This is a genomic window from Arenibacter flavimaris, from assembly GCF_030291335.1.
Taxonomy (GTDB): domain Bacteria; phylum Bacteroidota; class Bacteroidia; order Flavobacteriales; family Flavobacteriaceae; genus Arenibacter.
Genome location: NZ_JASWIM010000066.1, coordinates 1 through 10331, shown reverse-complemented (window position 1 = coordinate 10331; position 10331 = coordinate 1). Strand labels below are relative to the sequence as shown.

Genomic DNA, 10331 nt, shown 5'->3' with positions numbered 1-10331 from the left:
CGATCTCTTTGAGGGTCTTAATGATCTGGCTTTCGCTAAACTTGCTTTTCTTCATGTGACAGTTAAAATTTAAAATTAATAAATTTGAATTTTATACTGTCCTATTTTTAGGGAAGGCTACAAGCCTGTATAAATAAATTGAATTTTCAAGTTAATATTTGGGTCTAATCTCAAACTTCTGTTTAATTGCAAAAAAGTTATTGCTTCATCATTACTTTTTGTTTTGTCAATTATATTACTTATTGTATAAGGGAATTCATCTATCATTAATATTATTTTTCCTTTATCCAATTGGATACCCTTCAACAGATTAATAAGTTCATTGTAATAATTCAAATCTTCTGTTTCAGACAATTCTAATCCTGCTCCACTTACATTGATACCTTTTATTTTTTTTAAAAAAGAATTGCCAGCTCCTTTAATTTGCTGAATTACTTTTACTGAACCACTAACACAATTAGATTTTATAACCTCGGAATAAATCTTCTTAAAAAAATCATTTGTATCAGATATGGCCTCTGTATCTAAATATAAATAATGATTGTCGTTCGGTTGATTATCTAATAAATGCATTAATATTGAAGTTTTACCAACTCTTCTTGGTGCTGCTAGCTGAATATTAGCGCCTTCTTCTATTGCTTTTATTATTTTGTAAATCTCTCTTTTTCTTTGAAAGAAATCTTTACCTCTCGCTGGTGTTCCAATGACGTTTTTCATATAACAAATATTATTTTGTCAAATATAATGACAAATATTATTTTGTCAAAATTTATAACAATATTTTTTTTGTTAAATCAATTATCTAATTCCATTCCACACATATTACGCTTCCCTCCTACGTCGTCGCATAATAAGTGTTCCATTAACATTGTAGAAGAAACTTTTGAGAATAAATTTTTTTAAAAATAATAGTAACAACTTTCGCTTTTAATCAAAGCTCAAGTTACATAACGCAGAACATTATAGAACATTTATCACCATTAGCGAAATAGCGCTGCTTATGGCGCTATTTGACATAATTATAGATATAATGTCTTTAGACTTATATCGACAGTAATCATGTCAAGCTAATTTGCTCCCCACGCTAGCACGAGCGTGACGTTCGCGCCAGCAGGAGAGTTTTCAATAATGATGTTTTTTTTGATTGTTACCTTTTAGATAAAAAAGAAACTATCATTTTAATAAAGTGTTGTATCCAACAACTTATATATGGTTTACATACCTTTAACCCGAGGTTACCTTGGCTTTAACCTGAAGTTACTACGAGGGAACCCCGAATGAGGCCCCTGTTTATAACGGTTTATAGCAGAGCAATACATTGCATGGCCTTATAGGTCTGTAAGGCATGAAATTGCGAACCCTCTTGTTTTAGGTATTGAATGCCTAACCAAACCGTAATATCTATATTTGAAGAAAGTTTTGATGTTACGGGCGTTTTGAGTTGTATTTGAAGGTTTTTATGTTCTATATTACATGCTAACGGACCTGTTTTTTGGCTGATGCCCAAAGCGTTTTGCTTTAAAGCTACCGGATAATATGCTTTTTTGTTTGAATAGCATTTGTACTTAGAAACCAAGCTTAAAGCGCTAGTTAATTGAAAATGTGTGGCCTTTTTTGGAAGTTTGTTAAGGTGCGCTGTATTGCTTTCAAGAATACTGATGGTAATTACATCCCTGTTTTCAGAACTTGTAACTATTGGATTTGCTTTATATACCTGATGGAACATGGTGTTTTTATTGAGTTGAAAGCCAATAAATGCCTTTGGATCATTAGCCAGGGAGGCATCTCTTTGCCCTGGACTACCATTACCCTTTTGGATGATTTTACGACATAGACCAGACAAGCGACTTGCCATATGCGAATCCTTAAACTGCATTGCGGTTTCAAAAAAGCCTGTTCTTATGGCTTTTGAAAGTTTGGAAGCCGCTCCAAACTCTTGCATATTTGATTTTAAATTTGCAAAGGCCGGATCTGTTTGAATACGCTCCATTGAAGGGCCAGCAGCTTTACGTAATAGGTGCTCTCCTTTAAGTGAGTAATAGCAGATACCATTTAATGTGCCTTTTATTTTTATGACCCCTTTTTGCTTAGGCATTTGGTTTATAGTTTTTGGATAACATTAAGTTAAGAAAAAACTGGATATTTTTTTGATTACAATCATCCACAGGATAATTGGCTCCCACAACGGTATGTTCAATTTTGGTTTCTGCCCCAATTGAATCAAATATTGTCGCAACTTTTTAGTGAGGAGCGAGCCGGCGCGTTGGCCTTACGAAGGCAGCCGCTTCAACCCGCCACCAAAAGTAATCAGCCACTGGCTAATTTTTTTTGCCAGGTGTATCTATAATTTGCCGTTATGTAAAGTTACTCATAGGATTTCTATTGTTTTTCTTAGGTATTCGTGAATGCTACGCATTTGCCGCTGCCAAGCGCCTGACTGGCGTCAGGCAGGCTCGATTGTTTTATAAAATCAAATTGCTCTGCAGCCGCAACATCTCGCAGATTTATATAATTGATACTCTATCAATTATATTCACTCGTATTTTACACACAATAAAAAATAGTTCATAATACTTAAATTTATTATTTTCAATTACTGGTGATGCGTTAAATTTTTAAAAATTATTGTAATTTGTTTATATACAGATATTTAAATCTAATATTTTGTTTTTGGATTTGAATTGACGGTAAAATTGTCAAAAATCATTTTATCTACTACAAATTCCGTTTAAACAGGCCCTAACAGGTTGCAATTCCCTAAAAAATACCATAAACTTATAGTCTTAACATTTTATCGCATCAGTAGTAATTTTCAATTATGGATGATTTATTAGACATATTTAGAAATTTAGATCAAGACGATTACAAGTTAATTCTGTTCGCATCTATAATCGTTGTTTTTCTTTTCTTAATAAATTGGTTTAAAAATTATGTCTGGAATCAGCGCAGAATAAGGCGTCAACAATATTATCGAAATGTATACTTAAAATCTGATGAATGGCGTCGTAAACGATACGTTGTTTTGAAACGTGACAACTGGAAGTGTGTTCACTGTGGCAATCGTGCTACACAAGTACATCACACAAGATATGCTAAGTTTAATATTGGCAAAGAACCTATTAAATGGTTAGAATCTGTATGTAAATCATGTCACGATTCTTTTCATTAAAATTTGATATCAGCATTTCCATTCCACACCCATTCCCCTACCCTTGTAGCCTTACAAAAAGGGTAAGGCTACAACCCCTCCTCTATTTGTTTCGTTCTTTTAAGTGAGTTCAATAGATAAAAGGCCAACGCGCCGTGTAGCCTTACCCTTTTTTTAGGCATCCCCTTTATTGGATACCCGTCACAACTAGAGATTCAAGGTTATTTTAATCCATTTAAGGTCTTATAGGTTTTTGGCCTCTTCTATGTAAAAATCTTTTAGATGTTCATGTCCATAGGTTGATGCAATATTGTCCTCTGCCATCAGGGTAAGAAAAAACTCCATAGGACCATAGGTTTTAACACTTGTGAAAGATCTTAAACACCGAATGCTTAGTTTTCTTGACCAATCGGGCAAATGAACGATTTTTATGGGCTTGTTCAAAGCGGTCAGGGCAAGTTTGGCAATATCATTAAGACTAAGAACATCGGGGCCTCCAATGGTCAATTCCTTATTGTCATCACCCAAGGTAGCTACAATGGCCTTTGCAAGGTCCGCCCCATGGATTGGGTTGATTTTTTGATTGCCAGATCCAAACAAAAACACACGACCCGATTTGGCCATTTGTAAAAAATCGCCCATATCTGAAAAGAAACCGTTTGGTCGCACTATGGTATAGTTGAGCCCAGAAGATTTTAAAGCGGCGACAAACTTTTCTTTGGCTTCAAAAATCTTTAAATCCCGATATTTGTGGCCATTAATGGCAGAAACGTATACAAAGTGTGCTACACCACTTTTTTGGGCTTCTTCGAGCAAGTTCATATTGGCCCTATAATCTACATCCATATAGGTTAGACCATCTTTTTGTCTTGTAATGCCGACCGTGGATATTACCGTGTTTATCCCTTTACAAATGTCTCGTAATGATTCAGGCTTTGTTACTTCGGCCTGTTTTATCTCTAAATAGTTTTCATTACCATTTTGCAACCCATCAGGATTGCGTACAATAGCGATTACCTGATTTTTATTATCTAGCAGTTCTTTTAATAAATACTTGCCCAAATAACCTGTGGCACCCGCTAATAATATGTTGGTATGTTTCATTTAGATAACTATATTAACGTGAGTTTTTCGATTTATATTTAATGGTTATTGAGTTGTTTATGATAATTTTGTCCGCTCGAGGAGACAATAGCAATTTTTTAATTTGCACGAAATCAATGTCTTGAAATTATTTTTATGTCGAACTCACCTTATATTAGGCCGGTTTAGTTGAACTTTCTTTTAAGAATATAGCGGGTAATAAAAATACCGTTGTCATCGTTTTTCCCCGCATCGCTTTCTACGGCACTGGTTATGAACATCAGGTCCCAACCTTCGGAAAGCATATGGGTTAATTTTGAGGAAATTAAGGCATCATTGGCGGCTATATTCTGAAACCGGATTCCACCTAGGTTATAAAAGTTCAATAATTTCGTTTCTTCAAAATTTTTAAGTCTAATATCTTTTCTTTTCGATTTGTTTCTGGTATCGTTTTCTTCTGTTCTACTAGAGGTAAATTGTTTGTAATCCCTTTCGTCGTTGGACGAAATTAAACGTGATCGTCCCAGCCCGCTAGGAATGATAGATTCTACACTTGTAATGACCTTGATCTCAAATGCTTGTTTGGATGTTTCTTGCCCATACATATGTACTACGGACAATGTAAGTAAAGTGATTAATGACGCTAACTTTTTCATGTGTTTACTGATTAAATGATCGTTTTTTGATTATTAATTTTGCAGCAAAGATTCACCGGATTATTAGGTAAATCGTTCTAAATTATAATCTGAAACGAAATAGGCGAGATTTACAAGGAGTTGGCTTTCATCCAAGCCCTAGGGGTTACCCCTTCTATTTTTTTAAAATAGGTGTTGAATACGGTTTTGGAATTAAAACCACTATCATAAGCCAACCCAAGGATGGTTAGGTGCGAATTGTTGGGATCGAGTGCTATCAATTTAAAGTGTTTGAGGCGATAAGAATTAACAAAGTCATTAAAATTAACATCAAACGCCTGATTGATCAGAAATGACACTTTATTGTTGTTCAGCTCCAAAACCTGGGCAACGACATTTAAGTTTAATTGTGGATGTAAAAAAGGTTCATCTTCCTTAAAATATGAAAGTAATTTGCCTTTTAGTTTCTTAATTTGGTCTTTATCCAAAACATTTGTTGTTGCTTTCTCTTCATCTTTCTTGGTAGATATGATATCCGTAGACGATAAATTTGACCGGTGCAGATCTGTGAAACCATTTATTTTATGCAGCGGCCTCAAGAATGGATCCTGCCTATAGTTGATGATTTGACCCCGTCTTTTGTCGATCATTTCCTTTAAGAGAGAAAAGGCCGTCGCCGTTTGATGTGAGTTGGCCAGAATAAACACGTCATAAGGTACCAGCATGGTTTTATCCTTACTGAGGATAGACCATTTTTCAATAATTTGAAGGGGAACGTCAGTATGCTTTTCGTTAACAAGTCTGAACAAGAGATTTTTCTCATCGATTAATGAGGTGTTGTGTATAAATTCCTGAAACTGCTGTTTTTTGTTTAGCCATATTAAACAAAAGCATTTTAAATGATGCGCTAATTCTAGTTCAGGGTTAAGTGCTAAGGCGTAATCGACATTTTCAAGGGCTTTGTCAAATAAGCCTTGAAAATAGTGAATATGGGCCAATGTATAATGATTGTTTGCGGAAAGCGGATCTACCTCTAAAAGTTTTTTTGCATATGGCAAGGCCATGTCAAAAAAACCAAGCGCCATGAACAACTCTGTTAAAGCTTCTAAACCGTCAATATGATTGGGGTTAATGGCCAAGACTTTCTTAATATGAATATAGGCATTCTTAAAATCCCATTCTTCCCAAAAAAACTTTCCGACATAAGACAAAGGATATTCCGGTAAAGAGGCGTCCAATTCTTTTGCCATAAGCAAATTGTTGATGGCCGACTCCATAGCTTCCTCATAAGGAATATAACCCCACATTGCCGATAACCCATAGCATTGTAAATTGGCATAATAGGCCTTGGCGTAATTTTTATCCAATGCAATGGCCTTGTTATAGTAGTGTATGGCCTGGTTAAGGCCCTCTGGTGTCCATTTCAATTGAAAAGAACGTCCTTTCAAATACATTTGATAGGCTTCTACGCTTCTTGTTGGCTGTTCTATCAGATGCTCTTGAATTTCAAAATGCCCAAAATTGTTTCGAACTTCTTCGGCTATTGCCAAACTAATTTCATCCTCTAAATCAAAAATATCCATTAATTGCCTATCAAATTTTTTAGACCAATAGTGGGTACCGTCTTCCACGTCTATTAATTGGGCCGTAATCCTAACCCTTTCCCGGGATTTCCTAATGCTTCCTTCAAGAATTGTGCTTACCCCTAGTTGCCTCCCAATTTTTCTGATATCTATATCTTTTCCCTTAAAGGCAAATGATGAGGTTCTGGCAATAACCTTAAGTTTGTCAATTTTTGTTAGTGCGTTTATAATTTCTTCAGTGATTCCGTCGCAGAAATATTCGTTGTCAATATCATTGCTCATATTAACAAATGGTAAAACTGCTATTGATTTTTGATTGTTCAAAGTGTTGATTTGTTAAAACAAATCTATAAAATTAAATCCTTAAAATTAATTACACAAAGAACCCACTCCACAGTGCTGTCTAAGGAACAGGCCCGTCTGAATGGAACGGGCATTTATTTATAACTGGTTTTTGTGTAATAAGGAATTCATGCACCTCGTTCCTCGGTGTCACTTCCCTCCTATGCTTCGACTTCGCTCAGCACAAGCATGCCGCATAAAAAGTGTTTATTCACAAGGTTTTCATTGTTTTTTAAAGGAGTTCATGAACCTCGCAAAGGAGGCTCGGTTTCATTAACATTGTAGAAGAAACTTTTTAGAAAGAAAAAAAAGTCAATTAATCTTGATATTTTTTCTTTGAAGTCAAATTATATGTAACTCCAAAATAAAGGCCTCTTTTAATTCTTTCGAAAGTTGGAACTGTAGTAACCGAAGGAGCGACAAACTTACCCTCGGAATCCTCATTAACAGAACCAGAGAGAACTTTTAATTTTACAAAGCTCGCGCCAATGTTCAGGGATAGTTGATTTTTATTACCAAAAATCATACTGCCTCCCAAAAGATATCTTGTTTTTGCATCCAAAGGCGACAATGATGCCCCCATGCCAATACCGGCTTTAAACCCACTTGAAAATTTGTATGAGAGATGACCCATTGCTCCAAATGAAACATCAAAATCTCTGTTCGATTCTTTAACCAGACTAATTCTAGTAGTGTCTCCCTCTCTTGCCTGCAGGAAATATGAATTTTCAACTTGATTGTTAAAGAAAAATCCAGAAGAAAAGTCGAAACTCCATTCGTTTCGAGAATAGAAGTCAAAAGCTTTACTTTTTATGGTGTCCTTAGTATATAAATTAATAAGTTTTATTTTAATTTCTGTACCATCATTACTAGCGACAAAAGATTTTGGTTTTGTACTAGTCGTTGATGTTATAGCCTTAAAAATAAAGTTTGAATAATCTGTAAAATCCTTGTTTTTTATATCATTTACAAATTTACTAGTATATGCTAGTTCGTTTAATAATTCTACATTAGATGCTTCAGCTTTTTCAACTCTTGCCTTTAAATATATTTCTAAAGATTTAATATAAAATATATTGCTAGTGATTTTTAAATTTAATAATTCTAATTTTTGCTTGTTAGTTTTCACATAGGCCTCTAATTGTTGAAAAGTGTGTTCTTCTTCTTTTATGCTACATCGATTACATTCCGGGTTTTTGAAATTTTCCTTTTCTTTCTCAAAACAATAACAGCATTCGTATAATCCATCATCAAATGATGTTTTTTTAAATTCTTGCTCAAGAATTTCAAACTTTTTTTTTTGCACAATATCTGTTTTCATGAAATTGGCTAGTATCATTTACTTCTTTTCCAGCTGTCAATAAGATCTTTGCATACAAATCATCTGCCGTATTTTTTAAAAAAATCAGTTGCTTATATTTCACTTGTGCATTATTGAAGGCAGTTAAATTGGACTCTGAATCTTTAGTCTTGAATAGTTGATTTACTTGTGCAGATTCTGTAAAAGGCAAAATTGTTTTCAAAATTTCGGGTGTTTGGGAATTATTCATAAATGGTTTTGTTTCTATAACCGATTGATGAATAGAATTATTAATCCTCTCTAATATTATCTTATATTCTTCACCTTCTTTAAGGCCAATTCTTTTTAGTTTTTCATTATGAGTTTTATCAGACTCTATTTTATTATTTTTTTTATCAAAAACGAATTTTAATTCCTCTTGAGAATAACAAATAAAACTCATAAACGTCATGGCAAATAACAAGTATTTTTTCATATTAATGATTTTAAGTTTACAAATCAATGTTTTGATTTTTAACTCTAAAATTCGCAATTACTAAAGAGGAATTATTTAACGTTTTTGCATTATTGCTTTTACATGTTATATCGATTTCTATTTTACCCATTTTATTGCTATTATATGTTACATCTGGATTAGACCAATAGGGTATTCGGCAATGTCTTTTTGTGCAAAAACAGTCGCTCGAACGATATCCCATAACAGTTCTCCATGATTCCTCTTCATTGCAAAAAACCAAACCGTGGCTATAATCAAAAGGTTTTTTTTCGTCGTCTTTGGCACAATCGTGGCGTGCCCCCATTAAATGACCAATCTCGTGTCCAAAAGAATAATATCCTGTTGAACAATCTCTCTTAACCACACAATAAGCATATGGTGCAAATTTCACACTAATGTTTTCTTGAATTGCATATGCCTGTCCACAATAATTCAAGTTTTGGACGATAAAGACTACAATATCAGCTTTTAAATTGTCCCTTTCAGCTTGGATATTTTCGTTGCCGTGAATCCAAGCTACATCTGTTTCTGATACTCCTGATTCCTCATAATCAAGTTCCATAGTGCCCGCAATTCTCAGCCTATGTTTTACTTGACTGTTTGCATAAGACAAATTTGTCTCTACCACAGCATCAATAATTTCTGTGTTCATATAACTAATGCCTCCTGATCTTTCTCGAGCTTTTTTTGAATAACATATTAAAACATCGATAAATTCATTTGTATCGGAAAAAAGTAATTGATCTTGATTATTTTCTTCATCAATTTCAATCTTTTTAAAGGGCTCGGCTTCATCCTCAAAAAGGTTTTGATCAATTCGTTGAATAATATAACCTTGCGTATTCTTTTTTAATTCATACTTATCTCCATCATAATAAAAGGAAGCTCTATAAATCGAGTCAGATTTAATAATTGAAAATGAAGAATTTGGTTTGTTAAGACTACCTGTCCAAAATTGGGAGCTCCCCATAATTGAATCTTCATTATCGACATTGAACTCTAAAACCTCACCAAACAATTCGGCTTTGAAAGAATCTAAATTGGTTAGTATTTGAGGCTCAAAATATATTTCTTGAAAACCAATTATCCTTTCAAGGTCATTTAAACCTTGATTGGTTTCTAAATTAATTGAGTCAGCTAGAATAGAAAGGGTTGAAGTCTTGTCTTTGACGTAAGCCCATTGTCTGGTTGACATTGTATCTATTTCTACGGGTAATTCCCATTTTGCCATTGAGTCTTTGCCCAAATATATCGAATGCATTAACTGAGAGTCTTCAGAATTTTTACCTTTGAATAAAAAAACTTCTTCCTGATTTTCATCAGAGGTATTTAAATCCTCTCCTTTTTTTGAATCAAAAAAACCGCAGGAATTAAAAATAATTGAAATCAAGGCTAATAAATAGCTAAATCGATGGAATGAGTGGTTCATAACCTCAGGTATTATGTTAATAATTTTAAACCAAATTAGTGAGTAATGAAAATCAAGTAATTACCCATCCTTGGGTATTTTTTGGGGGAGAAAACAAAAGAAAGTAAGACAATTATCTGGAGACCAAGAAGTTATGAGTAAAATCTAAATACCAACTACATTAAAACCATAGACTTTTTAAGGTTCTTATTTTAATTAACGTGAGTTCGATATAAGGACTATCCAATTCTTTGAAGGTTGTCTATATTGATGTTTGGTTTTGTTGGGTAAAAGGCATATGCAATGAGTCCGGAAACCATATTTGTGATGAAGTTT

8 protein-coding genes and 1 pseudogene are annotated in these 10331 nt (G+C 33.9%); all 9 read right to left on the bottom strand.

Going from position 1 to position 10331, the window contains the following annotated elements; genetic code table 11:
• Nucleotides 1–117: 117 nt before the first annotated feature.
• Nucleotides 118–717, bottom strand: coding sequence for an ATP-binding protein (locus tag QSE00_RS24620; RefSeq protein ID WP_286107930.1), 600 nt, complete (start codon nt 715–717; stop codon nt 118–120).
• A 583-nt stretch (nt 718–1300) separates the two neighbouring features.
• Nucleotides 1301–2095 (bottom strand): hypothetical protein, encoded by a 795-nt coding sequence (locus QSE00_RS24615; RefSeq protein WP_286107929.1) that lies wholly within the window; start codon nt 2093–2095, stop codon nt 1301–1303.
• 1296 nt (nt 2096–3391) lie between these two features.
• The gene (locus QSE00_RS24610) at nt 3392–4252 is read right to left on the bottom strand and encodes an SDR family oxidoreductase (RefSeq protein ID WP_286107928.1); all 861 of its coding nucleotides are present in this window, start codon (nt 4250–4252) and stop codon (nt 3392–3394) included.
• A 164-nt stretch (nt 4253–4416) separates the two neighbouring features.
• Nucleotides 4417–4836 (bottom strand): hypothetical protein, encoded by a 420-nt coding sequence (locus tag QSE00_RS24605; RefSeq protein WP_286107931.1) that lies wholly within the window; start codon nt 4834–4836, stop codon nt 4417–4419.
• 161 nt (nt 4837–4997) lie between these two features.
• Entirely contained in the window at nt 4998–6731 is a 1734-nt protein-coding gene (locus tag QSE00_RS24600; protein WP_286107927.1) for a helix-turn-helix domain-containing protein, read from the bottom strand.
• Nucleotides 6732–7107: 376 nt separating this feature from the next.
• Complete coding sequence (locus tag QSE00_RS24595) at nt 7108–8112, bottom strand: hypothetical protein (protein ID WP_286107926.1); 1005 nt, start codon at nt 8110–8112, stop codon at nt 7108–7110.
• A complete protein-coding gene (locus QSE00_RS24590) occupies nt 8078–8566 on the bottom strand; it encodes a hypothetical protein (RefSeq protein ID WP_286107925.1) in 489 nt (162 codons plus the stop codon). Before QSE00_RS24590 ends, QSE00_RS24595 begins: the two co-directional genes overlap by 35 nt.
• Before the next feature lie 16 nt (nt 8567–8582).
• Nucleotides 8583–10016 (bottom strand): M12 family metallo-peptidase, encoded by a 1434-nt coding sequence (locus QSE00_RS24585; RefSeq protein ID WP_286107924.1) that lies wholly within the window; start codon nt 10014–10016, stop codon nt 8583–8585.
• Nucleotides 10017–10234: 218 nt separating this feature from the next.
• Nucleotides 10235–10331: pseudogene (locus tag QSE00_RS25415) on the bottom strand (IS982 family transposase); the annotation flags it as partial.